General features: G+C 57.1%; 22 protein-coding genes. 7 read left to right on the top strand and 15 right to left on the bottom strand.

Annotation, left to right across the window (positions count from 1 at the left end):
• Positions 1-38: 38 nt before the first annotated feature.
• The 3 genes from mtlR to ACOTZD_RS21715 form a co-directional block, all read right to left on the bottom strand.
• Complete coding sequence (gene mtlR / locus ACOTZD_RS21705) at positions 39-629, bottom strand: mannitol operon repressor MtlR (protein ID WP_015572766.1); 591 nt, start codon at positions 627-629, stop codon at positions 39-41.
• Complete coding sequence (gene mtlD, locus ACOTZD_RS21710; RefSeq protein WP_017382581.1) at positions 626-1,774, bottom strand: mannitol-1-phosphate 5-dehydrogenase; 1,149 nt, start codon at positions 1,772-1,774, stop codon at positions 626-628. Before mtlD ends, mtlR begins: the two co-directional genes overlap by 4 nt.
• Positions 1,775-1,875: 101 nt before the next feature.
• Entirely contained in the window at positions 1,876-3,783 is a 1,908-nt protein-coding gene (locus tag ACOTZD_RS21715; RefSeq protein WP_072140046.1) for a PTS mannitol transporter subunit IICBA, read from the bottom strand.
• Positions 3,784-4,219: 436 nt separating this feature from the next.
• Here ACOTZD_RS21715 and ACOTZD_RS21720 point away from each other — a divergent pair, with 436 nt between their 5' ends.
• From ACOTZD_RS21720 to selB, 3 genes are all read left to right on the top strand, one after another.
• Positions 4,220-4,828 carry a glutathione S-transferase gene (locus ACOTZD_RS21720; protein WP_015572763.1) on the top strand — a complete coding sequence of 203 codons (609 nt, stop codon included), beginning with the start codon at positions 4,220-4,222 and terminating at the stop codon, positions 4,826-4,828.
• Positions 4,829-4,931: 103 nt separating this feature from the next.
• Positions 4,932-6,317 (top strand): L-seryl-tRNA(Sec) selenium transferase, encoded by a 1,386-nt coding sequence (selA, locus tag ACOTZD_RS21725; protein ID WP_174402424.1) that lies wholly within the window; start codon positions 4,932-4,934, stop codon positions 6,315-6,317.
• Positions 6,314-8,152: a selenocysteine-specific translation elongation factor gene (gene selB / locus ACOTZD_RS21730; protein WP_045350928.1), complete on the top strand. Its 1,839-nt coding sequence runs from the start codon at positions 6,314-6,316 to the stop codon at positions 8,150-8,152. Before selA ends, selB begins: the two co-directional genes overlap by 4 nt.
• A 3-nt stretch (positions 8,153-8,155) precedes the next feature.
• On the opposite strand, the gene ACOTZD_RS21735 is transcribed toward selB, so the two are convergent.
• Positions 8,156-9,040, bottom strand: coding sequence for an ROK family protein (locus ACOTZD_RS21735; RefSeq protein WP_015572761.1), 885 nt, complete (start codon positions 9,038-9,040; stop codon positions 8,156-8,158).
• Between the two features lie 166 nt (positions 9,041-9,206).
• On the opposite strand from ACOTZD_RS21735, the gene aldB reads away from it, so the two are divergent.
• Positions 9,207-10,745 (top strand): aldehyde dehydrogenase AldB, encoded by a 1,539-nt coding sequence (gene aldB, locus ACOTZD_RS21740; RefSeq protein WP_058659606.1) that lies wholly within the window; start codon positions 9,207-9,209, stop codon positions 10,743-10,745.
• Between the two features lie 137 nt (positions 10,746-10,882).
• Here the strand turns inward: aldB and ACOTZD_RS21745 are convergent, their stop codons facing one another.
• Complete coding sequence (locus ACOTZD_RS21745; protein WP_109948957.1) at positions 10,883-12,832, bottom strand: glycoside hydrolase family 127 protein; 1,950 nt, start codon at positions 12,830-12,832, stop codon at positions 10,883-10,885.
• 10 nt (positions 12,833-12,842) lie between these two features.
• Positions 12,843-14,243, bottom strand: a complete 1,401-nt coding sequence (locus tag ACOTZD_RS21750; RefSeq protein WP_045331993.1) for an MFS transporter — start codon at positions 14,241-14,243, stop codon at positions 12,843-12,845.
• 226 nt (positions 14,244-14,469) lie between these two features.
• On the opposite strand from ACOTZD_RS21750, the gene ACOTZD_RS21755 reads away from it, so the two are divergent.
• Positions 14,470-15,288, top strand: a complete 819-nt coding sequence (locus ACOTZD_RS21755) for an AraC family transcriptional regulator (protein WP_022652035.1) — start codon at positions 14,470-14,472, stop codon at positions 15,286-15,288.
• Here the strand turns inward: ACOTZD_RS21755 and araD are convergent, their stop codons facing one another.
• The 8 genes from araD to yiaK all read right to left on the bottom strand — a co-directional run bounded on the left by araD (position 15,289) and on the right by yiaK (position 22,883).
• Positions 15,289-15,984 (bottom strand): L-ribulose-5-phosphate 4-epimerase, encoded by a 696-nt coding sequence (araD, locus tag ACOTZD_RS21760; RefSeq protein ID WP_059294275.1) that lies wholly within the window; start codon positions 15,982-15,984, stop codon positions 15,289-15,291. It abuts the gene before it with no gap.
• Positions 15,978-16,838 (bottom strand): L-ribulose-5-phosphate 3-epimerase, encoded by an 861-nt coding sequence (locus ACOTZD_RS21765; protein ID WP_059294274.1) that lies wholly within the window; start codon positions 16,836-16,838, stop codon positions 15,978-15,980. The genes araD and ACOTZD_RS21765 overlap by 7 nt, the downstream gene beginning before the upstream one ends.
• Positions 16,839-16,840: 2 nt before the next feature.
• Positions 16,841-17,494: a 3-keto-L-gulonate-6-phosphate decarboxylase UlaD gene (gene ulaD, locus ACOTZD_RS21770; RefSeq protein ID WP_022652033.1), complete on the bottom strand. Its 654-nt coding sequence runs from the start codon at positions 17,492-17,494 to the stop codon at positions 16,841-16,843.
• Positions 17,491-18,996 (bottom strand): FGGY-family carbohydrate kinase, encoded by a 1,506-nt coding sequence (locus ACOTZD_RS21775; protein WP_045331999.1) that lies wholly within the window; start codon positions 18,994-18,996, stop codon positions 17,491-17,493. The genes ulaD and ACOTZD_RS21775 overlap by 4 nt, the downstream gene beginning before the upstream one ends.
• 92 nt (positions 18,997-19,088) lie before the next feature.
• Positions 19,089-20,408 (bottom strand): MFS transporter, encoded by a 1,320-nt coding sequence (locus tag ACOTZD_RS21780; RefSeq protein ID WP_022652031.1) that lies wholly within the window; start codon positions 20,406-20,408, stop codon positions 19,089-19,091.
• Between the two features lie 45 nt (positions 20,409-20,453).
• Positions 20,454-21,380 (bottom strand): DUF4862 family protein, encoded by a 927-nt coding sequence (locus tag ACOTZD_RS21785; protein WP_045350932.1) that lies wholly within the window; start codon positions 21,378-21,380, stop codon positions 20,454-20,456.
• Between the two features lie 26 nt (positions 21,381-21,406).
• A complete protein-coding gene (locus tag ACOTZD_RS21790; RefSeq protein WP_015572753.1) occupies positions 21,407-21,874 on the bottom strand; it encodes a YhcH/YjgK/YiaL family protein in 468 nt (155 codons plus the stop codon).
• A 10-nt stretch (positions 21,875-21,884) separates the two neighbouring features.
• The gene (gene yiaK / locus ACOTZD_RS21795; protein ID WP_063159192.1) at positions 21,885-22,883 is read right to left on the bottom strand and encodes a 3-dehydro-L-gulonate 2-dehydrogenase; all 999 of its coding nucleotides are present in this window, start codon (positions 22,881-22,883) and stop codon (positions 21,885-21,887) included.
• A gap of 224 nt (positions 22,884-23,107) precedes the next feature.
• Between yiaK and yiaJ the strand changes: the two genes are divergently transcribed.
• A complete protein-coding gene (gene yiaJ, locus ACOTZD_RS21800) occupies positions 23,108-23,926 on the top strand; it encodes an IclR family transcriptional regulator YiaJ (protein WP_015572751.1) in 819 nt (272 codons plus the stop codon).
• Positions 23,927-23,929: 3 nt separating this feature from the next.
• The gene (locus ACOTZD_RS21805; protein WP_022652027.1) at positions 23,930-24,385 is read left to right on the top strand and encodes a 4Fe-4S dicluster domain-containing protein; all 456 of its coding nucleotides are present in this window, start codon (positions 23,930-23,932) and stop codon (positions 24,383-24,385) included.
• A 7-nt stretch (positions 24,386-24,392) separates the two neighbouring features.
• On the opposite strand, the gene avtA is transcribed toward ACOTZD_RS21805, so the two are convergent.
• Positions 24,393-25,646: a valine--pyruvate transaminase gene (gene avtA / locus ACOTZD_RS21810; RefSeq protein WP_015572749.1), complete on the bottom strand. Its 1,254-nt coding sequence runs from the start codon at positions 25,644-25,646 to the stop codon at positions 24,393-24,395.
• Between the last annotated feature and the right edge of the window lie 119 nt (positions 25,647-25,765).

The raw sequence follows: 25,765 nt of genomic DNA on the forward strand, positions 1-25,765 counted from the left end.
GGGAATTTACAGGGAAGGATACACCAATGTGTGCGGGCTTACTTCTGAAACGCTTTTTTTAAGCTGATTTTAGAAATCAGCTCAGTCAGGGAAAGCACCATGGTGGAGCGCACAACCTGTTGATAACGCAGCTTTTGCATCGCGTACAGCTCTGGGTCGCTGTTATCAAACTGAGGTGCGGGAGGGAGCGCGGATACGCAGTGCAGTTCGCCGAAGGGACCCAGTATCTCATCATCGGTAAAGGTGTACTCATTGCCGTCATGATTGAGCTCTTCGCGCAGCGCCATTAACAGCTCGGCGTCTTCATACTCCTGACGGTTCAGCACGCCGAGACCGTAAATCAGCTTCAGCCGTACCGATAAATCGCCCAGCGGTCCGTCTCCGTCCAGTAACGGTTCTACAGCGTACTTTACCGCGTAGTCGTCTTTGCGAAACACCTGAAGCACCAGAATGTTTACCGCCTCGGTTAACAGCTCGACGGCGGCAATCAGGAAACTTCGTACGGTTTTGCCAGCATTCAGACGCTCAAGCACACGATTTTCAAAGGCCTGGGTTTGTTCCATTATTGCCTGCATATCTGACAATCTGTTATTCGGGCGCAGGCTCACCTGCGCCGGACTCTGCATCATTTGGTTGCGTTGTATGCGCTGACCGCCTCCGCAACTACGTCACTGTTGGCATCCAGACCGGAGATCTGCGCCAGCGCAGCCTGCGCGCCTTTGTCATCAATCAGCTGAGCCAGCTCAATCGCCTGCGGGTCCTGCTCGCTGCGGTAGTGCATGGCGGCAGCGATTCCCTTCACCAGGTTAGCGTGCGGCAGGCCGTATTCCAGCGTGCCCAGCAGCGGTTTAATCAGGCGATCGCCCGCGCTCAGTTTACGCAGCGGCTGACGACCCACGCGCTCAACGTCATCTTTCAGATACGGGTTTTCAAAACGACCGAGGATTTTCTGGATGTATGCTGCGTGTTTATCAGCATCAAAACCGTAGCGTTTGATCAGCACCGCGCCGCTCTCTTCCATTGCCCCTTTGACCACCGCACGGATGTTCTCATCGAGGATCGCGTCACGAATGGTCTGATGACCGGCCAATTTTCCGAGGTACGCGGTTATAGCATGCCCGGTGTTCAGCGTGAAGAGTTTACGTTCGACAAATGCCATCAGGTTATCGGTTAATTCCATTCCCGGAATGGTCGGCAGCGCGCCCTTAAACTGGGTTTTATCAACGATCCACTCGCTGAAGGTTTCCACGGTCACTTCCAGCGGGTCGTTGGTGGCGGATGCTGACGGCGGAACGATGCGATCCACGGCGGAATCAACAAAACCTACGTGCGCTTCAACCCAGGCTTTATCTTCGTCGGCGACGGCCGCAAGAACGTGGCCTTTCAGCTGCGTGGTGCCGCGCACCATGTTTTCACAGGCGATGATGTTCAGCGGCGTTTCAACGCCCTGTGCTTTACGCTTCGCCAGGCCTTTCGCGACCGCCGGGGCGATACGCTCAAGCACCACCGGACCCACGGCTGTGGTGACCAGATCAACGCTGGCAATAAGATCGATAACATCGTCGCCAATGCTGCTTACCGCGTTGACGCCAGAGACCGTTTCAACCTGTTCGTTTTCACCCACCACGTGAACCTGATAGCTATGACGGGCATTCAGGGCATCCAGAACCACCTGATTCACATCGGCGAATGTCAGGGTAATGCCCGCGTCTGCCAGCAGTTTACCGATAAAGCCACGACCAATATTACCTGCGCCAAAATGTAATGCTTTCATAGTGTTAACCTTCATCAATGTTTTTACCCGAGAGGGCTGGGGTGAGGAACGTTTTCCCCTCACCCTAGCCCTCTCCCCGGGGGGGAGAGGGAGGAGTACCGTTATTTGTTAAGCAGGGCCAGAACTTCTTCAACGCTGGTGGTGTTGGCCAGACGCTCAATAACCGTTTCGTCATCCAGCGCGTTGGTCAGGCTGGTAATCACCTGGATATGCTCGTTGTTGCGAGCGGCGATACCAATCACCAGACGGGCGATGTCGTCCTCTTCTTCACCGAAGCGCACGCCATCAGGATACTGACAGAACACGACGCCGGTTTTCAGCACGCGGTCTTTGGCTTCCACCGTACCGTGTGGAACCGCGATGGATTCACCCAGGTAGGTTGGGGTCAGCTTTTCACGCTCCAGCATCGCCTCAACGTATTCCGGCTGAACGTAGCCACCTTTCACCAGCTGCTCACCGGCGAAGCGAATGGCCTCTTCTTTATTGGTCGCCGTGCGGCCAAGGAAGATGTTTTCTGCGCCCAGTTTGAACAGATGCGCGTTGCTCTCGTCGAAGCTGTCTTGCAGGCTGGTACGTACTTTCACTTCGTTATCTTCATGGCGCTGCGCCGCCACCAGACGTTCGGTCAGGCTCGTGTACAGGCCGCTGTCGAGGAAGTTGGTCAGGGAAATGTGCTGCGCCTGCGGCACCTGACGCATGGCGCGTTCGGTCAGATCGCGGTGCGTGATCACCAGGTCAACGTCCGGCGGCAGGTTGTTAATCGCGCTGTTGGTGACGGAGATGTTGGTCAGACCCGCATCCTGCACTTTCTTACGCAGCACGCCCGCACCCATTGCGCTGGAGCCCATACCGGCATCACAGGCCACGATGATTTTACGAACGTGGCTCAGGTCGTTAGAGACATCGCCTGCCGCCAGCGGCGTTGCGCCTTTGGATTCGGCTTTCATGTCATGCATACGACGGGTTGCCGCTTCGATATCGTCGTCTTCTTTCACCTTGCTGGTTTTCAGCAGGATAGCGGAGGCCACGAAGGAGACCGCCATGGCCGCACAGATCGCCGCGATGTTCGCGAAGTAGGCGCCTTTCGGGGTCATCGCCAGCACCGCCAGGATAGAGCCCGGAGAAGCAGGAGAGACCAGACCGCCGCCCAGTACGCTCAGGGTGAACACGCCGGTCATACCGCCGAGGATAACGGCCAGGATCAGGCGTGGGTTCATCAGCACGTACGGGAAGTAAATTTCGTGAATACCGCCCAGGAAGTGGATGATTGCCGCGCCGCCAGCAGACTGCTTCGCGCTGCCGCGACCGAAGAACATATATGCCAGCAGAACGCCCATACCCGGACCCGGGTTGGCTTCAATCAGGAAGAAGATGGACTTGCCGAGATCGTGAGACTGCTGAATACCCAGCGGCGAGAAGATACCGTGGTTGATGGCGTTGTTCAGGAACAGGATTTTCGCCGGTTCAACGAAGATTGACGCCAGCGGCAGCATGTCATGCGCCACCATGAAGTTAACGCCCGCCGCCAGCAGCTTGGAGAGCACTTCAACCGCAGGGCCAATGCCGAGGAACGCCAGAATCGCGAGGATCATCCCGATGATGCCCGCAGAGAAGTTGTTCACCAGCATTTCGAAGCCGGATTTGATCTTGCCATCAACCCAGACGTCAAATTTCTTGATCGCCCAGCCGCCCAGAGGACCGGCAATCATCGCACCGAGGAACATCGGCATATCCGCACCGACGATCACCCCCATGGTTGTGATGGCACCCACGACGCCACCACGGTCACCGCCCACCAGACGACCACCGGTATAACCGATGAGCAGCGGCAGCAGGTACGTAATCATTGGGCCAACAAGTTTCGCCAGCGTTTCGTTAGGCAACCACCCTGTCGGAATAAATAATGCGGTGATAATACCCCACGCGATAAACGCGCCGATATTTGGCATCACCATGTTGCTGAGGAAACGACCAAAGCTTTGCACTTTGATCTTGAAATCGGATGACATAAAACACCCCTTCTTATGTTTACGCTTAGGCTTGTGGCCCGAGGTTTATCGTTAATGTGCGGCGGCAGAGGTAGCCGGGCCCTGTTCTGATGCTGTGAAATCTGGCACTGAATCGTTCAACTGTCCAGACAGCGAAATTTTGTGTGATCTGAATCACATGAATGTAGGGGGTGAGGACATTAATGAAGTGATCGCGATCACATAATGAGTGTGTAAAAAAAATACATCGTTCAGAATTACGCCAAAATGGGCGGGTTTTTGTGATTAATATCACAATGTTAAGTTGGCTGTTTGTTTTCAGATTGTGATTTGATTCACAAAATATTTTTATGCAGATTTCTCCCGTATCCCCTCACGACAGGAATGCGATACGCACACCTGCCTTTTACCACGGCTTGATCCATACTGACCTCTTTGTGGGCATTAAGGATAGGCAATGAAACTCATCGGCAGTTATACAAGTCCTTTCGTGCGTAAGATTTCGATTCTCCTGCTGGAGAAAGGGATTGAATTTGAATTCGTAAATGAACAACCCTACAACGCAGAGAACGGCGTTGCGCAGTACAACCCGCTGGGGAAAGTCCCGGCGCTGGTAACGGACGAGGGCGACTACTGGTTTGATTCCCCGATCATTGCGGAGTACATCGAGCTGCTTGGCGTTGCGCCAGCCATGCTGCCGGCGGATCCAAAAGCAGCGCTGGCGATGAAGCAAATTGAAGCCCTGGCGGATGGCATTATGGATGCGGCATTAACGTCCGTACGCGAGCAGGCAAGGCCCGCCGCCCAGCAGTCAGAAAATGAGCTGCTGCGCCAGCGCGAAAAAATCAGCCGCAGCCTGGATATGTGCGAACAGCTGATCCGCGACGGGAAAATTCAGAGCGATAGCCTGAATCTGGCGACGATCGCCATCGCCTGCGCCATCGGCTACCTCAATTTCCGCCGCGTCTCGCCGGGCTGGTGCGTGGATCGTCCGCTGCTGGTCAAACTGGCGGAGACGCTCTTCCAGCGCGAAAGTTTCGCCCGGACTGAACCACCAAAGGCTTGATGCGGGTTATAACACTTCCTGGCGGGAGGCGGTACAATCCCCCCACATGTTAACTCCCTCTCCCGTCGGGAGGGGGGAAGATATTTACTCGCCAGGCGCATTCATGACTACTCATCATTCCCTCTACAGCCAGATCCCCGCTACCGATCGTCTGCTTCGTGACCCGCGCATCACTGCGGTGCTGGAGCAGTTTGGCCATACTGCAACGGTCGACATGCTACGCCAGCTTCAGGACGATGCGCGTCGCCATATTCAGGCTGAGAACGCGATACCCGGCTGGTGCGAGGCATGGGCGCAGGAAGTTGAAAGGAGGTTGAGCAAGCACGCGCAAAGCGCGTTGCGCCCGGTTATTAACCTGACAGGCACGGTTTTGCATACCAATCTGGGCCGGGCACAGCAGGCAGAAGAGGCAATAGAGGCCGTCACCCGGGCCATGCGCTCGCCGGTGACGCTGGAGTACGATCTGGACGGCGCCGGGCGCGGACATCGCGATCGCGCGCTGGCGGATCTTCTCTGCCAGATCACCGGCGCGGAAGATGCCTGCATTGTGAATAACAACGCGGCGGCGGTGCTATTAATGCTGGCGGCCACCGCGAGCGGAAAAGAGGTTGTCGTCTCTCGCGGCGAGCTGGTGGAGATCGGCGGGGCGTTTCGTATTCCGGATGTCATGCGCCAGGCGGGCTGCACGCTGCATGAAGTGGGCACAACCAACCGTACCCATGCAAAAGATTATCGCACGGCGGTGAATGAAAACACCGCCCTGCTGATGAAAGTGCATACCAGCAATTACCACATTGAGGGTTTCACCAAAACGGTGGAAGAGGCTGAACTGGCCGCCATCGGGCGCGAGCTAAACGTGCCGGTGATTGCCGATCTTGGCAGTGGGTCGCTGGTGGATATGCGCCAGTATGGTCTGCCAAAAGAGCCAATGGTGCAGGAAATGGTTGCCGCGGGCGTAAGCCTGGTCAGTTTCTCTGGCGATAAACTGCTGGGCGGGCCGCAGGCGGGTATTATCGTCGGCAGGCGCGAGCTGATTGCGCAGCTACAGCAGCATCCGCTGAAGCGCGCCCTGCGTGCCGATAAAATGACGCTGGCCGCGCTGGAAGCCACGCTGCGGCTCTATCTCCACCCGGAGAAACTGGCTGACCGCCTGCCCACGTTGCGTTTGCTGAGCCGTGATGCGGCCTCTGTTCGCGCGCAGGCGGAAGCGCTACTGCCGCAGGTTGCTCCTCATTACCCTGAGTTTGAAGTTCGTATCGAGCCTTGCCTGTCGCAAATTGGCAGCGGCTCGCTGCCGGTGGACAGGTTACCGAGCGAAGCGCTGACGTTCACCCCGCGCGACGGACGCGGAAGCCAGCTTGAGGCGCTGTCGGCGCGCTGGCGCGCATTACCGACGCCGGTGATTGGCCGGATCGGTGACGGGCGCATGTGGCTGGATTTACGCTGTCTGGAAGATGAAGTGCGGTTTCTGGAGATGATGTTGAAATGATTATTGCCACCGCCGGTCACGTTGACCACGGCAAAACCACGTTATTGCAGGCCATTACGGGCGTGAATGCCGATCGCCTGCCGGAAGAGAAAAAGCGCGGCATGACCATTGACCTGGGTTACGCCTACTGGCCGCAGCCCGACGGTCGCGTGCTGGGCTTTATCGACGTGCCCGGCCACGAGAAGTTTCTTTCCAATATGCTCGCGGGCGTGGGCGGGATCGATCACGCCCTGCTGGTGGTCGCGTGCGATGACGGGGTGATGGCGCAAACGCGCGAGCATCTGGCGATCCTCCAGCTGACGGGAAACCCGCAGTTGACCGTCGCCCTCACCAAAGCGGACCGTGTGGAGGAGGCGCGTATCGACGAGGTGCGTCAAGAGGTGCTGGCGGCGCTGAGTGAATACGGTTTTAAGGATGTCGCACTGTTTGTCACCGTAGCGACAGAAGGCCGCGGTATCGATGCTCTTCGCAACCATTTGCAGCAGATCCCGTCTCGTGAACAGGCCAGCCATCACCGCTTCCGTCTGGCGATCGACAGGGCGTTTACCGTGAAAGGGGCTGGGCTGGTGGTGACCGGTACCGCGCTGAGCGGGGAAGTGAACGTGGGCGATACCCTGTGGCTGACGGGCGTGAACAAACCGATGCGCGTGCGCGGGCTTCATGCGCAAAACCAGCCGGTGGAACAGGCCCACGCCGGGCAGCGTATCGCGCTGAATATTGCCGGTGATGCCGAAAAAGACCAGCTTAACCGCGGCGACTGGCTGCTGGCCGACGCGCCGCCGGAGCCCTCTGAACGGATTATCGTTTCTCTCCAGACCCATACGCCGCTGACCCAGTGGCAGCCGCTGCATATCCACCACGCGGCCAGCCACATCACCGGACGCGTGTCGCTGCTGGAAAACGATCTCGCCGAACTGGTGTTCGACTCCCCGCTCTGGCTGGCGGATAACGACCGCCTGGTTCTGCGCGATATTTCGGCGCGGGAAACGCTGGCGGGCGCGCGCGTGGTCATGCTGGATCCGCCCCGTCGCGGCAAGCGTAAGCCCGAGTATTTACAGTGGCTGGCCGCGCTGGCCCAGACCCGCGATGATAAGTCTGCGTTAGATATCCACCTTGAGCGTGGCGCGGTGGATCTGGCGGCGTTCGCCTGGGCGCGCCAGCTCAGCGGCGAAGGATTGCGTCTTCTGACGCAGGAGCCAGGTTTTATTCAGGCCGGAAACAGCCTGCTGAACGCGCCGGTGGCGGCGCGCTGGCAGCGCAAAGTGCTGAGCACGCTGGCGACCTACCATGAACAGCATCAGGATGAGCCCGGTCCGGGTCGTGAACGTCTGCGGCGCATGGCGTTGCCCATGGAAGACGACGCGCTGGTGCTGTTGCTGATTGAAAACATGCGTGAAAGCGGCGTGATTGCAAGTCATCACGGCTGGCTACACCTGCCGGAACACAAGGCCGGTTTTACCGCTGAGCAGGACGCGGTCTGGCAAAAAGTGGCGGCGCTGTTTGGCGATGAACCGTGGTGGGTGCGCGATCTGGCGCGTGAAACCAATACCGATGAGCAGCTGATGCGTCAGGTACTGCGCCATGCGGCACAGCAGGGGATGATTGTGGCGATCGTGAAAGATCGTTATTACCGCAACGATCGGATCGTGGCGTTTGCGAACCTGATCCGGGAGCTGGATCAGGCGCGCGGATCAACCTGCGCCGCAGACTTCCGCGATCGGCTGAATGTGGGACGCAAACTGGCGATTCAGATCCTGGAGTATTTCAACCGCATCGGGTTTACGCGTCGTCGTGGCAATGACCATGTGCTACGCGACGCGCAGTTATTTCCGTAAGCGTTAAGCGCTGCGCGCCTGCTTCTGCTTAGCCAGCCAGACCGCGCCCAGCCTTCCCGCCTGGTTACCCAGCTCGCAGGGAAGGATGGGCACCCGGAGCGCCTCCCACTCCTCGAATCGCTGTAGGTATTTATCCAGCAGGAGATAGATTTTCTCCTGCTCGCTAATGCCGCCGCCAATCAGCACCGCCTGCGGATCAAACATGGAGATCACGCTGTAGATGCCGCGCGAGAGGAAATGCGCCCACTCTTCTATGGCCTCACGCAGATGCACGTCGCTGTCCATGCGTCTAAACAGCTCCTCACCATCAGGCATCTCATCTTCCGACACGGCCAGCGCGCGGCGGCAGGCTTTCATCAGGCCGCTGGCTGACGCCACTTCGTGCATCGGCTCGCCGTTGTTGCCAACGGGCAGCACGCCAAACTCACCCGCCCGGTAGTGCGATCCACGGTAGAGATCGCCCTCCATGACGATACCGCCGCCGATGCCGGTGCCTATGGTGATGCAGACAAAATGCTCATAGTCCTTACCGGCACCCTGCCAGCGTTCGCCCAGCGCCGCGCAGTTGGCGTCATTTTCGGTTGTTACGGGAAGATCGGTCAGCTGTGCGAAAAGCTCGCACAGGTTTTCACCGTCAAGGTAATCCAGCGCCCCGGCCTTGGCCGCTTCGCCGGTATGGTGATTGATGTGGCCCGGAAAACTCACGCCGATGCCGACGATCTCATGCTCCTGGCGGTACTTATCCACCACCGCTTTCCACTTCTGTTTGAAGGTGCTTTCATCGTCAGGCGTATCATATTCATCGGATGTCAGTTCTTCGCCGTTTTCGTTAATCACGCCGTGTTTGATGTGGGTTCCGCCCACGTCAAAGCCGATAAATAGCTGCATTGCATCGTTCCTCATGAGCCCCTGAGCTATTAAGTATGGCTCTGGCGGCAGAAACGAAACGTAAAGTACGGTAATCCGTGATACGGCTCGTAAACCCGTTACCGACTGGCGAGAAAACCACCAGCCGGAACTACCCTTGTTGTACACCTACTGCAAGGAGACGGTCATGACAAACAATCCTCCCTCATCGCGTATCCAGCCAGGCGAGTATGGTTTTCCCCTTAAGCTGAAGCCCCGCTATGACAACTTTATCGGCGGCGACTGGGTGGCGCCCGTCGACGGTGAATACTATTCCAACCTGACGCCCGTTACCGGCCAGCCGCTGTGTGAAATTGCCAGTTCGGGCAAGCGGGATATAGATTTAGCGCTGGATGCGGCGCATAAGGCGAAAGATAAGTGGGGACAAACGTCCGTTCAGGACAGAGCGGCCATTTTGTTCAAAATCGCCGATCGGATAGAGCAGAATCTGGAGCTGCTGGCGACCGCAGAAACGTGGGACAACGGCAAGCCGATCCGGGAAACCATGGCGGCGGACGTGCCGCTGGCGATTGACCATTTCCGCTATTTTGCGTCCTGCATTCGTGCCCAGGAGGGGGGAATAAGTGAAGTTGACAAAGATACCGTGGCGTATCACTTCCACGAGCCGCTCGGCGTGGTGGGGCAAATTATTCCGTGGAACTTCCCGCTGCTGATGGCTAGCTGGAAAATGGCGCCCGCGCTGGCGGCGGGTAACTGCGTTGTGCTGAAACCCGCTCGCTTAACGCCGCTTTCGGTACTGCTGCTGATGGAGGTGATTGGCGACCTGTTGCCGCCGGGGGTCATTAACGTGGTCAACGGGGCCGGGGGAGAGATCGGCGAATATCTGGCTACCTCAAAACGTATCGCCAAAGTGGCGTTCACCGGCTCAACGGAAGTGGGCCAGCAGATCATGCAGTACGCGACCCAGAACATCATTCCGGTCACGCTCGAGCTGGGCGGCAAATCGCCGAACATCTTCTTTGCCGACGTGATGGACGAAGAGGACGCCTTCTTCGACAAAGCGCTGGAAGGGTTTGCGCTGTTCGCGTTTAACCAGGGCGAAGTCTGCACCTGTCCGAGCCGCGCGCTGGTGCAGGAATCCATTTATGAGCGCTTTATGGAGCGGGCGATCCGGCGCGTGGAGTCGATTCGCAGCGGTAATCCGCTGGATAACGTTACCCAGATGGGGGCGCAGGTATCGCATGGCCAGCTGGAAACCATCCTCAACTATATTGATATCGGTAAAAAAGAGGGGGCCGATGTGTTGACCGGCGGTCGTCGTAAGGTGCTGGGCGGCGATTTGCAGGAGGGCTACTACCTTGAGCCGACCATCCTGTTCGGTAAGAACAATATGCGCGTTTTCCAGGAGGAAATTTTTGGACCGGTGCTGGCCGTCACCACGTTTAAAACCATGGACGAGGCGCTGGAGCTCGCCAACGACACGCAGTATGGCCTGGGGGCGGGCGTCTGGAGCCGTAACGGTAATCTGGCCTATAAAATGGGCCGGGGCATTCAGGCCGGACGCGTATGGACAAACTGCTATCACGCCTATCCGGCTCATGCGGCGTTTGGCGGCTACAAGCAGTCGGGCATCGGGCGTGAAACCCATAAGATGATGCTGGAGCACTACCAGCAAACGAAATGTCTGTTGGTCAGCTACTCCGATAAACCGCTGGGGTTGTTTTAATCTCCGGGCTCAGGCCGTCCCGAGTGGGGTGGCCTGAGCCGGGTTAAAGCCGGGTGGCGGCTTCGCCTTACCCGGCCTACTTTTTACTCCCTCTCCCGTGGGAGAGGGCTGGGGTGAGGGCAACAGGCCGCAGTTATTCAGCTTTCATCCACCCATATCCGCATTTCCCCTTCCCCCCGGTTTGCCCAGCTGAACCACGGAATAAAGGTCAGCGTCCGGGGCTGACGTTCTACCGGTGAGTGGTCGTACTGCCACAGGGCATCAGTGTCCTTCGCCTGACACCCGATCCCTTCTGCCTGTATCAGCATCTTGTGCGCGAAAATGCCTTTGCCTTCAAATACCCGAAACGCGCTGTCCTGGGGCAAAGAAAGGTTATGCAGATTTGCGCCGTTATCGGCTTCTTCCAGGCAGTAAATCAGCGGCCCACGCTGCAATGCGACTTTCCCCGCCTGCTGGCGCACCTGCGGGTTGCCGTACACGCGGCGGACCGGCATCGGTAACGTCAGCGTCAGCGTGTCGCCTTCCTGCCAGCTGCGGTTGAGGTATAAGTATCCACGGGAGACCTCGCCTGTAATGGCCTGACCATTGAGCGAAACAGCCGGTTCCGCACACCAGTCCGGCAGCCTCAGGGCCAGCGTGTGAGTCACCGGAACTGGTGAGGTAATCTCGATTTTCACCTGCTCATGCCACGGATAGTTCCCGCTAATCCGCAGCTGGAGGATGTTATCCCCAACCGGAATGGCGACGTCGTTCCCCACGTACAGGTTGATCAACAGCGCGTCCGGGCGAACGGTATAAATGTAGTGCCCCAGCGAGGTCAGCACGCGCGCAATATTCGGCGGGCAACAGGCGCAGCCGAACCAGCGCTGGCGCACCGGTTTGACGTGGTCATAGATATGGTTAAAGGCCAGGGTTTTCGGGTGCACTTCCAGCGGATTCACATAAAAGAAATGCTTACCGTCCAGCGCCATGCCGCCCAGCACCGTGTTGTACAGCGCGCGCTCCATCACGTCGGCGTAGTGGCCGTCCGCCTCCATCTCCAGCATCCGGCGGGCAAACATCATCAGGCCGATGGAGGCGCAGCTTTCGGCGTAGACCGTATCGTTGGGCAGATCGTAATCGCTGCTGAACGCCTCGCCGCTGCTTTGGGAGCCAATCCCGCCGGTGATGTACAGCTGGCGCTGTGCCATGTTGTTCCACAGCCGCAGGCAATCCTGACGTTTCCCCTCGTCGTTGCTCAGGCGCGCCAGATGCGCCATGCCCGCCATCAGATAGACAAAACGCACGGCGTGGCCGATGGCCGTTTGTTGTGCGGCAAGGGGCAGATGCGCCTGGCTGTAGGCTTTGTCCTTGACCATCCACGCCGGGCCATAGGTGTTCCAGTATGACGTTCTGCCGCGCTTCTCGTATTCGATATCGTAGAAGTGAGGCTGCGCGCCGCGTTCCTCAATAAAGTATTTCACCAGATTGAGATAGCGTGGCTCCTGCGTGACGTCGTACAGCCGCATCAGCGCCAGCTCGATTTCCGGGTGGCCCGGATAGCCGTGCAGCTGGTTTTCGCCCGGGCCAAACACGCTGTCGATATGATCCGCCAGCCTGCACACCACGTCCAGCAGGCGGCGCTTTCCGGTTCCCTGGAAATACGCCACACCCGCTTCAATCATATGCCCGGCGCAGTACAGTTCGTGGCATTCGGCCAGATTGGTCCAGCGCTCGGCCGGTGCTTTCACCGTGAAATAGGTATTGAGATAGCCATCTTCACACTGCGCCGCTGCGACCAGCTCGATCACCTCGTCGGCGGTTTTTTCCAGTTCAGCATCCGGCTTCTGGCACAGCGACCACGCCACGGCTTCGAGCCATTTCGCCACGTCGCTGTCCTGAAAGACCATCCCGTAGAACTCCCCCTGTTCCAGACCGGCCGCGATGCGGAAGTTGGCGATGGCGTGGCTGGGTTCGGCCTCTGCCACGCGATCGTTAAGCGCATCCCACTGGTAGGGGATCACCACATCGCGGACCAGCCGTTGGTACTGACCAAGAAACGGGTCGTTGATTTTCAGCTGATGCAGGTCGGCTTCCATTATGGTCATATCGTTCTCCTCAGGACTGTACATGACGCTGGCGCAAATCGGTGGCAATGCGCGACATCACGGGATTGTTAAGCCTGCACCAGCGGATAGCGACCGCCAGCAGCAGGTGGAAAAGGGCAGGGAGCAGCGTCTCCATGGCGGTGATGCCCTGCAATGAGGCGGGCGTCTGGTTACCCGCGCCTGGCTGATAGGCCACGGCAATAAACACCAGGCTGATGATCCCGGCGCTGGATGCCCACGCGAGCTTGATGAAAAACAGATTGAAGGCGAAGTTCATCCCCGAGGAGCGCACGCCGGTTTTCCATTCGCCGTAATCATCGGCAAAGGCCATCAGTGAGAAGTGCAGCGGCAGGGTGAAGCCCAGGATCACGCCGTTACTTAAAATCACGATCAGCCAGAGCGTCTGGTGCGCCGGGCCACCCGGCAGGAACCACATTCCCACCGCAAGCGCAGCAAGTACCAGGTTGGTGTAGTAGTAGAGTTTGACGGTATCAATCCGCCGCGACAGCGGGCTGACGATCACCGCGCCCAGAATGGCAGCAAAGGTCACCATGGTGAAAAACAGCGAGGTGTACGCCGTGCTGCCCTGAAGCACGTAGGTGATGAAATACATGTATCCGCCGCCGCGAATGTTGAAGACGTTGATCAGCAGAAACGACATCACCAGCATCAGCAGCAGCTGATCGTTTTTCCGCAGGCCAGCCAGGTGCTCGCGCAGGGTGAATTTACCCATCAGCGCAAGCGGGACGCGCTCGCGCACCCAGAAGAAGCAGCACAGGAACATCACCACAGCGATGGCGCACAGCACGCCAACGCCCAACTGATAACCCCGGGCGGTATTGCCCTGTCCCAGCTCTGACACCAGCCACGGCAGGCCAACGGAGACCAGAAAGCCCGCCACGCCGCACAGTACGAAGCGCCAGGACTGGCAGGATATAACCTCGTTGTGGCGGGTGGTCATGGTGTTGATCAGCGCGCAATACGGCACGTTGATGGCGGTATAGCCCACTGAAAGCAACAGATAGGTGCCGAACGCCCAGGCGATTTTCACGCCCATGCTGGCGTCCGGGACGGTGAAGGTCAGCACGCCGACGATCCCGATAGGAAGCGCGACCCACAGCTGCCACGGACGAAAACGCCCCCAGCGGCTCTGCGTGCGGTCGGCAATCACGCCCATCACCGGATCGGAAATCGCGTCAAATACCCGAAGGGCAATAAACAGCGTGCCCACCAGCGCGGGCGTCAGGCCAAATACATCGGTATAGAAAAAGGTCAGGAAGTTCATGATCAGGCAGGTAATTACCGTGCCGCCCGCGTCGCCCAGGCCGTAGCCAATTTTCTCGCGGACTGACAGCCGTTCATCGGCTGCCTGTTTTGCAACTTCTGCGTCTGTAATCGGTGTGGAAGTCATGGGGTAACTCCTCGATAAACGATTTTTTTATCGTATTTGTGCAAGGTACCCCATTTATTCTGCATTCAACGGGCAGACCAACAAGGGAAGGGAAAAGTATAAAAAGGTGACAATTCCGACCTGATGATAAAACTGTGAGTTTGATCGAGCCGTTCTGCTGATATTTATTAATAATCAAGGGATAAAGACAATATTAGCCACCATAAAAGCGGAAAAATGAATATCCATGCTTGAATTATCCATAGCACTTCCGATCAGGGTTCAAAATGGCGGGTTATTTATCTCCCGGGGCGTGGGCCGTCATCCCGCACGAAAATTATCTTCGTGGGAGATAATTTTTGTCGAAAAAGGGACATTAACGATCCAGGAGGAAAATACGCTGTTTGAGGTAAACGCTGGCGAGAGTTTATTACTTTGGCCGAAGCGACGGCATGTCGGCGTGGAAGATTTTCCGGACGATCTCAAATTTTACTGGCTGCATTTTGAGGTGGATGAACGCTTGCCGGTGTTGCCAGGCGCGACGCCGCTGTCGATTGAGCAACACTGTAGCGTGCGGGATCCGCAATATGTTATTGCGTTATTCCGTCAGTTTTTAAGCGAGCAGGAAAAATTACAGCGTAGCCAGGCGCTGGAGATAATTTTGCTGTTAATTTTGCAGCAGATATCGCTCTCGCCGGGATATGAAGATAAAGCGGATGATGCGGGCGCAGCAATGGCGTGGAAGGCCAAGCAGCTTATCCGCACGCACTTTCATTTGCCCCTGTCCACTTCACAGCTGGCGAAAGAGCTGCACTGCAACGCCGATTATCTGGGGCGAGTATTTCGCCGGACGTTTCATTTAACCCTGACGGAGGCAATTCACCGCCAGCGCGTCAGGGCCGCTGAAAAACTGCTGCTGAACGATGCGGCCTCATTAACTGAAGTGGCCGCCCGGTGCGGTTTTAATGACGTGGGTTATTTCCGGCAAATATTCTCGAAACATACCGGGTTAACGCCCGCCGTCTGGAAACGGCGGTACTGTAAAGAGCATATTAATTCTGGATGATCACTGGCCGTAATAGGCATTTGCGCCATGCTTGCGCAGGTAATGCTTATCCAGCAATTCCTGCTGCATAACCGGAAGCTGAGGTGCAAGCTGGCGCGAGAAAAGCCCCATATAGGCGCACTCTTCCAGCACCACGGCATTGTGTACCGCATCGGCAGCGTCTTTGCCCCAGGCAAACGGGCCGTGAGAATGAACCAGCACCGCCGGGACCTGCATCGGGCTTATGTCGCGCTCCTCGAAGGTTTTGATAATGACTACCCCCGTCTGGTATTCATATTCACCCGCGATTTCAGCCGTGGTCATCAGCCGCGTGCAGGGGATCGCACCGTAAAAATAGTCCGCGTGCGTCGTTCCCCACGCGGGTAAATCCTGCCCCGCCTGCGACCAGATGGTGGCGTGGCGGGAATGGGTATGCACAACGCCGCCAATTTCCGGGTAACGACGATACAGCGCGAGATGGGTCGGGGTGTCGGAGGAGGGCTTTTTACTCCCCTCGACCACTTTACCCGTCGCGATATTTACCACCACCATATCTTCTGCGGTCATCACGTCGTACTCCACGCCGGATGGTTTGATCACCATCATGCCGCTGGCACGGTCAACCGCGCTGACGTTGCCCCAGGTGAACGTCACCAGCTGGTGGGCGGGCAGGGCGAGATTTGCCGCCAGCACCTCGGCTTTGAGTTGTTCTAACATGTCATGCCTCCTTCCTGCATTCGGGCTTCAATCCAGCGGCGCGCCTGGATGATCTCCAGCACCGGCTCTTTGGCTTTCTCGGTCCACATTTCAATCAGAAATGCGCCGCGATAATTAAGTTGATTCAGCGTGTTAAACACGCCAACGAAATCGACGCAGCCCTCGCCAAACGGCACGTCGCGGAACTGTCCGGGGCTTTGCTCGGTAACGGGCCGGGTATCTTTCAGGTGGATAGCGGCGATGCGGTCAATGCCCAGCGTCAGCTCGGCGGTGACGTCGTTGCCCCACGCGCTCAGGTTGCCGACGTCCGGGTAAACGCTGAACCACGGCGAGGCGAGCATGTCGTCCCACTTTTTCCACTTGCTGATGGAGTTCATAAACGCAGTGTCCATGATCTCTACCGCCAGCATTACCTGCGCGGCGGCAGCCTGCTCTACGGCCCACGCCAGCCCTTCGGCAAAGCGCTGTTGCGTGCCCTCGTCGTGCTCCTCGTAGTACACGTCATAACCCGCAAGCTGGATGGTGCGAATACCCAAATCACGGGCCAGCCGGATGGCTTTGGTCATGATCTCGCGGGCACGTTCGCGCACGATTTCTTCGCGGCTGCCAAACGGGAAGCGACGGTGGGCAGACAAGCACATCGACGGGATCGCCACGCCGGTCTCCAGCATCGCTTCCACCAGAGAGGCGCGCTGCGTGGTACTCCATTCAAGGCGCGATAAACGCTCGTCGGTCTCATCCACCGACATCTCCACAAAATCGAAGCCGCAGCTTTTTGCCAGAACCAGGCGCTCCGGCCAGGAGAGATCTTTTGGCAGCGCTTTTTCGTAAATGCCTAACGGATGCTGACGCATGGTTACTCTCCCCAGATGTCGCGGATTTGCGAATGGAATGCCTGTGCCACCTGCGGCGGATTATCGGCGCCAGCCAGCGCGCGACCGGCAATGAAGGCTTTGACGTTGATCTGCTTAAACAGCGGCAGGTCAGCGGGGGTGATACCGCCAGTGATGGAAAGCTGTAGCCCGATATCGGACAGCGCCTTCATTTTGCTGAGATCCGCCTCGCCCCACTGCTGGCCGCTGGCCTGTGCGTCGCGCCCGCGGTGGTATATCGCCTGCTTCACCCCGATGCGGTGCCACGCGCGCGCGTCGTCCAGCGTCCAGTTGCCAAACAGCTCCATCTGGATCTCGCCGCCGCCGCGCAGTGCGACCTCGTGGCCACGTTCAACGGTGGCCAGCGGGGCGGCACAGATGATGGTCATCCAGTTTGCGCCTGCGCCAAACGCCTGTTCAGCCAGCGTTTCTCCGGCATCGGCGACTTTCCAGTCCGCCACGATAATTTTATCCGGACACTGCGCACGCAGGGCGCGAACGGCGTTTAGCCCTTCGGTCAGGCACAGAATGGTGCCAGCTTCGACGATGTCGACGTGCTCGGAAAGCGTCGCGACATCGCGCTGCGCGGCCTGAAGCGAGGTGTGGTCGAGCGCCAGCTGCAATAATGGTCGGCTCATAGGTCGTACTCCTTAACGCGGGCGTGATAGCCCTGTAATGCTGAAATCAGTAGCTGGTAACGGTGATATTTGCGCTGGTAGGCGGCATGGGCACGCATGTCAGGTTCAATCATCCGGATGTCATGCCTGAGGGCGCGCTGAGCGGCGTAAAAATCAGGATAGAGACCTGTACCGACGAGCGCGGCCAGCGCCGCACCGGAACAGCCGGTCTCTTCCACCTGCGGGAGTTCAATCGCCAGGCCGCTGACGTCCGCGAGCATCTGCATCCACACGTCCGAATGGGTTGGGCCGCCCGTCACGCGCAGGGCCTGCACGTGGGGAAAGCGTTCGAGCATACGGTTGAGGTGGGTCATGTGGCTGAATACCACCCCTTCATAAACCGCCTGGAGGAGGTGCGCGCGGGTATGCAGCGCCTGCAAACCATAGAAACCGCTGGTCATCTCCAGCCCGGCGTTGCTGCCGTAGAGGAAAGGCAGGAAGAACACATCGCTTTCAGCTTTTGGCAGGCTGGCCACGGCGTGGTTAATCTCATCAAATGACATATCGCCCCATTGGGCCGTCAGCCATTCCAGGTTGCCGGACGACGTGGGGCTGGCTTCATGAACGATGAACTGCTGCGGATGGACGTAGCGGCCATAGACGTAGGGGAACGGCTCGTTGTCGCGGATGCCGTGGGCAATCCCACTGGTCACGGCCCAGGTCCCCATTACGGCATTCAGCGTATGTTCGTCATGCAGCCCGGCGCAGATCGCGGTGGAAACCACATCAAACAGTCCACCAACGACGGGAGTACCCGCCGTGAGACCGGTCAGTGCGGCTGCCTGAGCGGTGATTTCCCCGCAAATTTCTGCTGAACCGATAATGGACGGCAGGGCACCGTCAATGTCGCTGATGCCGAGCCAGCGCGTGAGCTGCGGATCGTACTGCCCGGTATTCATGTTGTAGAGATTGGATTCCGAGATGTTGCTCTCTTCGCAGCCTTTGACCCCGGTCAGACACCAGCGCAGGTAATCGTGCGCCATCATCACGCTGCCAATTTGCTGATACCGCTGCGGCTCGTTCTCTTTAACCCAGCGCAGGAGCGAGGCCGGATGCCCCGTCCACAGCGTCTGGCGAGTATGCGGATAGAGCTTTTCGGGTATACCGTCCTGCTGCCAGCGTTGCACGATCTCCAGCGCACGGCGATCGGAGGAGAGTATGGCGTTACCCAGGGGGCGATCCTGTTTATCGAGCAAAAACAGCCCCTTCCCCTGGGCTGAAATGCCAACGCCTTTGATCTGACCGCCGTCAGCGCCTGAATTTTTGAGCAGCAGGGCGACCGTTATGTGGCAGTGCTGCCAGAGCTGGTGCATATCCCGCTCGGCGTAGCCGGCGCGTGGGCTGAGCGTGGCCACTGAGCGGCGTTCAATACAGACTTCTTTGCCCTGACTGTTGTATAAACCGGCTTTCAGATAAGTACCGCCACAATCGATACCCAGCCAGAAGGGCTCTTTTTCACTCATCTTCTTCTCGCTTAATTGCCGGGTGCTTCGCTTACCCGGCCTACGGTTCGGTTTTCTCCCTCTCCCCGTGGGAGAGGGCTGGGGTGAGGGCATCAGGCCGCACGTTTATGTGGAGTCACCGTGGGATTAGGCTCTGCTCCGGCATCGCATTTCGCCGGTAACAGCAGGGCCAGCAGCGATGCCAGCGCCAGCGAAACCGCCAGGCAGTAAACGCCTGCGTCTTTGCTGTACAGGGTGATCAGTACGCCTACCGCATAAGGACCGCAGAACCCGCCGAGGTTGCCCAGGGCATTGATCACGCCGCGAGCGCCACCCGCCATCTCAGCGCTGAACAGACGCGCCGGGATAGTCCAGAACACGCCCGCTGCGGATTGCAGGAAGAAGCCACAGCCCACCAGTGCGGCATAGGCCAGCCAGGTGTGCTCTTTCAGCGCCACGGAGAGGAACATGCAGAGCGCAAAGCCAATCAATGGCAGGGAGACAAACAGCTTGCGCTTGCCGGTGCGGTCAGAGAGTGAAGAGAACAGGAACATACCGGCAATGGCGCCGATGTAAGGCAGAATAGCGAGCATTCCCACCTGGCCGATGCTGGTGTGCGTCAGTTCTTTCAGAATGGTGGGCAGCCAGAGGGTGTAACCGTAAATGCCAGTCTGGTAGAAGAAGTTGAGGGCGATCAGCTGCCACATGGTTTTGTCAGACAGCACCGCGCTGAGCGAGGCGTTTTTCACCTCTTTACCCGCAATGGCCTGCTGCTCTGCCGCCAGCGTTTGTACCAGGTAGTTTTTCTCGGCCTCAGAGATCCAGCGCGCTTCCTGAGGCCGGTCGTAGACGGTGAACGCCCACAGCACCAGCACAACAACGGACATCAGACCTTCAATAATGAACAGCCAGCGCCAGTCGAGAGCGGTAATAATCCAGCCCGACAGCGGGGCGGTGATGATCCCGGCGATGGGCACGAACATGATCACAATCGCGTTGGCGCGGCCGCGCTCGGCATCCGGGAACCAGTTACTGATCATCGTGAGCACAACGGGCAGCATCCCGCCTTCCGCCACACCGAGTAAGAAGCGCAGCACCAGCAGCTGATACTGGTTGGTCACAAGCCCGGTCAGAACCGAGATCACCGCCCAGGCAACCAGCGACCAGCCGATAAACTTCTTACCGCTGCCGTGCACGGCAATTTTGCCGCCGGGAACTTGCAGGAACAAATAGCCGATAAAAAAGATCCCCCCCGCCAGGCCCGCCATCGTGGCGGAAATGCCCAGCTCTTCATCCATACCGCCGGGCATCGCAAAAGCTATATTTACGCGGTCCATATAGGAAATAATGCAGGCGATAAGAATAGGGGGAATGATCCTTAGCCAGCGTTGACGCGGAATGTCCGCGTGTAGAGCATTAGAAGAAATATTCATAGTTAATATCTCAGTGAAGGTAACCGGAAAATGTATTCTTTATTTTTATTGTGATGCTTTATTCATAGCGCTAATGCCGTCGCGCAAAATAGCGATGCGATGGCTGACGTCAGCATTAGCATTTATTTCCAGTAATTTAATACCGGAGAATTTCAATGTTGCGGCGCTCGCCGCAGTAAACAGCGCTTTTACATGTTCAATGGACATGAGACTGTCGGCGCAGAACGAAGAAAACGGCGCGTGCAGATCCTGCCATTCTCCATACTCACCGTGAGGGGTCGTGCCCGAAAACATCAGCGCCCCCAGTTTCCCGGCAGCGAGTGCCGCCTGAACATGTTCCAGCGGAAGGGCGGTGTTGCGACCTTCAATAGCCGAACGTGCCCAGTTGATACAGACGCTGATATCGGTCTCTTTCACTACCTCCAGCACCTGCTCTAAGGGCAAGAACCCTTTACGCGGCGCCGGGCCATTCATCGCATCACAGTGTTCCAGCACCAGATCGCAGCCCCAGTCCCAGCTCGCGATTTCCCGTACCGAGCGGGAGAATGCTTCTGTCGCTTGCTCGACAGATTCATTACCCGCCTGCGGTGCGGCCTGCATTTCCAGAGCGACCACTTTCCCGGGAAAGCGGGTGTGAACGGCATCAATCTTTTGATGCAGATGGCGGTAATATTCAATGCACGCTTTACGCTGTTCTTCGTCCGCGGACGCCAGGCCAAACGCGCCGTTGCTGCCGCGGCGGCGCATGGTTTCCATAACGGCTGTGACAACGATCTGCCAGTTGCCCGGCGTATGACGAAACAGCCATTCATCACCAAACGGATGGAGATTTTCAAGGCAAGGTTGTTCCAGCCCGCGAATATTTGGCGTGTCGGAAAGTTCCCGCCAGAAGGTGTATTCTTCCTGCTCCCCTTTCTGGTGAAACGAGGGTGCGCAGGGGTACGCACCAATAATAAAACCGGTGTTGGTCATTTCGCATTCCTGTATTTATCAGAAAATTAATCTAATTCGCTGATGGCCACTTTCACCACAATTTTACGAATTGCGGATCCCTTGTTTTTAATACAGGCAGGACGGTGAACATCCTGCGGGAAAAATATGGCGTAGCTGCCAGGTATCATTTCGATAAACGACTCGTGTTCACTGTCGTGATAAAAAATAATATCCCGTTGCTCCAGCAATGATTCGCTGATTTTGTTATTCCCGGTATCAATAGCAATACCGATTTTTTCTTCACCCCAGGCCAGAAACTGGATATCCAGATAGCGGCGATGGACTTCAGGGCGGTTCTCGTGCTGCTCCTTTGTGGTGAGGTCGAGAACCTGGGCAAAAATGTTGCGGCCTTCAATTTCGATCACGCCCGGTGCCAGGGTGGTGAAATCCGTGGTACGCAGAAAATTAAGCGCCTTTTCTATCGCCAGTGGCAGGCGACATGGATTTGGCTGTGCAATATGTCCGAATATCATGACCCACTCCTTACAGAGACTGGATTTTCGCCCACACGCTGTCGTCGATGGTGATGCCGTCCCGGCGGTTTTCTTCCAGCAGGCGAGTAAATTCATGGCCAGGCAGACGGACGGCGACATTTTCATCAGCGCGTTCTGCGGTGGTGATGAAGTCCATGATGCGCTGTAGTTTGGCATCGCGGGTTGGACCGTCGATCAGGCGATCCACTTCGACGGCGATAAAGATCTGCGATACGCCGTATTCGTCGCTATTGTCCTGGGTCACTTCCGCAACGGACGCGCCGTCAGAGAGCAGGGTGGCGATCATGTCGAGCACAATCGATAAGCCAGAACCTTTCCAGTAGCCCATGGGCAGAATGCGACGGTTTTTCTCAATCACGCCCGGCTCTCTGGTCAGATTACCTTCATCGTCAAAGCCGCCGTCGACCGGTAATTCGCGTTCGGCCAGGCGATTCACCTCCAGCATGCCGTAGGAGAACATCGACATCGACATATCGACCATGGTGATTGGATTCGACGGGATAGCGACGATCAGCGGGTTTGTGCCGATGCAGCATTCTTTTGATCCCCACGCGGGCATCACGGCAATAGAGTTGGTCCAGCAGATGCCGATATAGCCTTTCTCCGCCGCCTGCCAGCCGTAGCTGCCGCCGCGCATCCAGTGGTTCGCGTTACGCAGCGCCACCAGGCCGATCCCGTGATCGGACGCCAGCTCGGTAGCACGGTCCATCATCTTCTTCGCCGTCAGGTTGCCGATGGAACGCTGCGCATCCCACTGTTCGATGGCGCCTAATGTCGTTACGCGTTTCGGCTGGGCGTCAGGGATGATGTCGCCTGCGTCAAGCTGCTGAATAAATCGCGGGAAGCGGTTGACGCCGTGTGAATAAACGCCGGACTCCGTGGTGCGGGCGAACATCTCGGCGCAGGCGTCAGCGGTATCCGCTTTTACACCGCGATCGAGCAGAACCCGATTGAACGCCGCTTTCAACTCTTGGAAGGTCACTTTCATCCCTGTTCTCCTGTTTTTTTAGGGGCAAGTGCGAGTGCTTTTTTATCACTAAATTTCACTATGCGAAATCTGATTTCAAATATAACGATCAAATTTTGTCAGATCAACGACATTCACGTTTTTCAAAATCGATTAAAATCAAATGGTTGTGTTTTTTCTGTTGAGATCGTGAACTAAACCACACTTTGCGCTACCATCAGGGCGCAATAAACAGGAGCTATTTGATGAGCATAAAAGAGAGCGAAATGACGCAAGAAAAAGAGAGGCCAGCAGGTAGCCAGAGCTTGTTTCGCGGCCTGATGCTGATTGAAATCCTCAGTAACTATCCGAACGGGTGTCCTCTTGCGCATTTATCAGAACTGGCGGGGCTGAATAAAAGTACCGTGCACCGGTTATTGCAGGGGTTGCAGTCGTGCGGGTACGTGACGCCAGCGCCGGCGGCAGGGAGCTATCGTTTGACCACCAAATTTATCGCCGTCGGGCAAAAGGCGCTTTCATCTCTCAATATTATTCACGTGGCGGCGCCGCACCTCGAGGCGCTGAACATTGCCACCGGCGAAACGGTCAACTTCTCCAGCCGTGAAGATGATCACGCGATCCTGATTTATAAGCTTGAGCCGACAACCGGTATGCTGCGCACGCGCGCATATATCGGCCAGCATATGCCGCTCTATTGTTCTGCAATGGGCAAAATCTATATGGCGTTTGGTCATCAGGATTACGTGGCGAGCTACTGGGAAAGCCACCAGGAACAGATCCAACCTTTGACCCGCAACACCATCACCGAACTGAGCGCGATGTATGATGAGCTGGCGGAAATTCGCGATCACAGTATGGCGATGGATAAAGAAGAGAACGAGCTGGGTGTGTCATGTATCGCCGTGCCGGTCTTTGATATTCACGGGCGCGTACCCTATGCCATCTCCATTTCGCTGTCGACGTCGCGCATGAAGCAGGTGGGTGAGAAAAACTTGCTAAAACCGCTGCGTGACACGGCGGAAGCTATCTCGAAAGAACTGGGGTTTAACGTGCGCGAGGCGTAACTGATGAACCAATTTATCCTGGCGGATCCTGAAAAATGTATCGGGTGTCGTACCTGTGAGGTAGCGTGCATGATGTCGCATCAAAGCAGCGCCACGCCAGTAGCGTTTACGTCACGGATCCGCGTGGTTAAGGGGGAAACCTTCACCACGGCAGTGGGCTGCCACCAGTGTGAAGATGCGCCCTGCGCGAATGTCTGCCCGACGGGGGCCATTCACCGCGCTGCGGGAGCCTGGCTCGTTAAGCAATCGCGCTGTATCGGCTGCAAAAGCTGTATGGTGGCGTGCCCGTTCGGGGCAATGCAGGTTCGGGTCGTGGAAGATCGCGTTCAGGCGCTGAAATGTGATTTGTGCGCGCATCGCGAGGGCGGTCCCGCCTGCGTCGAAGCCTGTCCCACCCACGCGCTGCGCTGCATAGACCCCGCCAGCTTACGCGCGGAACGGCTGCGTAATATGGCCTGAGGTTTTATTAACCGGCCTCGCGCCAGGCGTTCTCAATCTCTTCGGCGAGAATTTTCACACCCGCTTCGATTTTTTCCGGGTCCGGGACGTAGTTCATACGCATGCACTGGTGCGTGTGCGGCCACGGCTTATCCAGCCCCGGGAAGAAGTAATCCCCTGGCACCATCAGTACGCCACGTTTTTTCAGACGCTGATAAAGCAGCTCTGTCGTAATGGGCAGATCCTTAAACCACAGCCACAGGAAAATTGCCCCTTCCGGTTTATGGATCAGGCAGCGTTCTTCCGGTAAGTAGCGGCGAAGGATGGCTATAGTTTCCTGAACACGCTGAGAGTAAAACGGCTTAATCACCTCATTCGACAGGCGCAGCAGGTCGTTACGCCTGATCATCTCGCACATCATCGCCGGACCGATGCCGCCAGGCGAAAGGCTGATAATGCCGTTCATGTTGGTAATGGCGGTGATGATTTTCTCGTTAGCAATGATAATGCCGCAACGGCTGCCCGGCAGGCCCAGCTTGGAGAGGCTCATGCAGAGGATGATATTCGGGTTCCATAGCGGACGCGCTTCGCTGAAAATGATCCCCGGGAACGGTACGCCATAGGCGTTATCGATCACCAGCGGGATGCCGTGCTGATTCGCCAGCGCATCCAGCTTCATCAGCTCGTCGTCGGTGATCACGTTGCCCGTCGGGTTGGTGGGACGTGATACGCAGATCATGCCCGTCTCTTCACCGATATGCAGATGTTCAAAATCGACGTGATATTTGAACTGGCCCTCTGGCAGCAACTCGATATTCGGACGTGCGGAAACAAACAGGTCTTCTTCGAGGCCGGCATCGGCATAGCCAATATATTCCGGTGCCAGCGGGAACAGCACTTTTTTCGTGGTGCCATCGGCGCGGCGTCCGGCGAACAGATTGAATAAGTAGAAAAACGCGCTCTGACTGCCGTTTGTCAGTGCAATATTCTGTGGTTCGATATCCCAACCCAGCGCTTCCCGCAGCATTGCCGCCAGAAGCGTCAGTAGTTCTGTTTTACCCTGAGGGCCGTCGTAATTACATAGCGCATCGGTTGCTTTACCGTTTTCCAGCATCTCTGCCAACAGCGTCTGGAAGTAGGTGTTCATCTCCGGAATTTGAGCCGGGTTTCCGCCGCCAAGCATGATAGCGCCTGGGGTGCGCAGCCCGTCGTTGAGGTCCTCCATCAGGCGGGTAATGCCTGAATGGCGGGTAAATTTGTCGCCGAAAAGTGAAAACGTCATAGCAGGTGATCTGTCGGGCTTAATATGAAAGGCAGTAACCATAACGCCAGCACCGTGTTGGTGCAAATCGGCGAATGTGGTCGGATTTGTTGTTTTATGTGGCGGGTTTGTATTTGTGT

It is taken from the genome of Enterobacter cloacae complex sp. SHL022, assembly GCF_049237785.1.
Lineage (GTDB): Bacteria > Pseudomonadota > Gammaproteobacteria > Enterobacterales > Enterobacteriaceae > Enterobacter > Enterobacter hormaechei_C.

Bases quoted from the DNA above. Each gene is read 5' to 3' on its own strand.
- ACOTZD_RS21805 (WP_022652027.1), top strand. From the start codon at position 23,930: ATGAACCAATTTATCCTGGCGGATCCTGAAAAATGTATCGGGTGTCGT.
- ACOTZD_RS21765 (WP_059294274.1), bottom strand. From the start codon at position 16,838: ATGCGTCAGCATCCGTTAGGCATTTACGAAAAAGCGCTGCCAAAAGAT.
- avtA (WP_015572749.1), bottom strand. From the start codon at position 25,646: ATGACGTTTTCACTTTTCGGCGACAAATTTACCCGCCATTCAGGCATT.
- ulaD (WP_022652033.1), bottom strand. From the start codon at position 17,494: ATGAGCCGACCATTATTGCAGCTGGCGCTCGACCACACCTCGCTTCAG.
- yiaK (WP_063159192.1), bottom strand. From the start codon at position 22,883: ATGAAAGTGACCTTCCAAGAGTTGAAAGCGGCGTTCAATCGGGTTCTG.
- ACOTZD_RS21715 (WP_072140046.1), bottom strand. From the start codon at position 3,783: ATGTCATCCGATTTCAAGATCAAAGTGCAAAGCTTTGGTCGTTTCCTC.
- ACOTZD_RS21775 (WP_045331999.1), bottom strand. From the start codon at position 18,996: ATGAGTGAAAAAGAGCCCTTCTGGCTGGGTATCGATTGTGGCGGTACT.
- mtlR (WP_015572766.1), bottom strand. From the start codon at position 629: ATGATGCAGAGTCCGGCGCAGGTGAGCCTGCGCCCGAATAACAGATTG.
- ACOTZD_RS21790 (WP_015572753.1), bottom strand. From the start codon at position 21,874: ATGATATTCGGACATATTGCACAGCCAAATCCATGTCGCCTGCCACTG.
- araD (WP_059294275.1), bottom strand. From the start codon at position 15,984: ATGTTAGAACAACTCAAAGCCGAGGTGCTGGCGGCAAATCTCGCCCTG.
- mtlD (WP_017382581.1), bottom strand. From the start codon at position 1,774: ATGAAAGCATTACATTTTGGCGCAGGTAATATTGGTCGTGGCTTTATC.
- selA (WP_174402424.1), top strand. From the start codon at position 4,932: ATGACTACTCATCATTCCCTCTACAGCCAGATCCCCGCTACCGATCGT.
- ACOTZD_RS21735 (WP_015572761.1), bottom strand. From the start codon at position 9,040: ATGCAGCTATTTATCGGCTTTGACGTGGGCGGAACCCACATCAAACAC.
- ACOTZD_RS21780 (WP_022652031.1), bottom strand. From the start codon at position 20,408: ATGAATATTTCTTCTAATGCTCTACACGCGGACATTCCGCGTCAACGC.
- ACOTZD_RS21755 (WP_022652035.1), top strand. From the start codon at position 14,470: ATGCTTGAATTATCCATAGCACTTCCGATCAGGGTTCAAAATGGCGGG.
- ACOTZD_RS21745 (WP_109948957.1), bottom strand. From the start codon at position 12,832: ATGACCATAATGGAAGCCGACCTGCATCAGCTGAAAATCAACGACCCG.
- ACOTZD_RS21720 (WP_015572763.1), top strand. From the start codon at position 4,220: ATGAAACTCATCGGCAGTTATACAAGTCCTTTCGTGCGTAAGATTTCG.
- ACOTZD_RS21785 (WP_045350932.1), bottom strand. From the start codon at position 21,380: ATGACCAACACCGGTTTTATTATTGGTGCGTACCCCTGCGCACCCTCG.
- selB (WP_045350928.1), top strand. From the start codon at position 6,314: ATGATTATTGCCACCGCCGGTCACGTTGACCACGGCAAAACCACGTTA.
- aldB (WP_058659606.1), top strand. From the start codon at position 9,207: ATGACAAACAATCCTCCCTCATCGCGTATCCAGCCAGGCGAGTATGGT.
- ACOTZD_RS21750 (WP_045331993.1), bottom strand. From the start codon at position 14,243: ATGACTTCCACACCGATTACAGACGCAGAAGTTGCAAAACAGGCAGCC.
- yiaJ (WP_015572751.1), top strand. From the start codon at position 23,108: ATGAGCATAAAAGAGAGCGAAATGACGCAAGAAAAAGAGAGGCCAGCA.